1 protein-coding gene is annotated in these 405 nt (G+C 61.7%); it reads right to left on the bottom strand.

What is annotated here, in order from left to right; genetic code table 11:
• Positions 1–405: DUF4124 domain-containing protein (locus tag FCS21_RS16650; RefSeq protein ID WP_246047331.1), on the bottom strand; the 405-nt coding region annotated here is incomplete at both ends.

The following is a 405-nucleotide window of genomic DNA, read 5'->3' as shown; positions in this document are numbered from 1 at the left end:
CCGATCTGGCTATTCTCGATTTTCACCACCACACCGCTGCGTGCCGCGATGATCGGCGTGCCTTCGGGCATGGCGATGTCCATGGCGTAGCGGCTTTTGGCGTCGGTGTGGCTGAAGCTGCCGTTGGGACCTTGGGTCAGGCGGAACGGACCGCCACGCCAGGGCAAGGGGTAACGGTAGGCTTGTTGCGGGTAAACGGGTTTTGGCCTGTAGAGTACCGGCGGCTGTACGCGCTCGACCCTACGTTCCTGGATCACGAACGCCTGGGCGCCGGGGGTTTGCCGATCGCTGAAAAACACCATGCCGTTGGCATCGGTGGATTTGTACAGGGTCATGGCCTGGGTCGAATTGGCGACCAAGGCCAACATGCAGGACAGCAAAAGGCGAAGGAGCATGGCGCGAACC

Source organism: Colwellia ponticola, from assembly GCF_005885605.1.
In the GTDB taxonomy this organism is placed as follows: domain Bacteria; phylum Pseudomonadota; class Gammaproteobacteria; order Enterobacterales; family Alteromonadaceae; genus Colwellia; species Colwellia ponticola.
The sequence above is the reverse complement of the archived record's forward strand: the minus strand, read 5'-3'. Positions and strand labels throughout refer to the sequence as shown.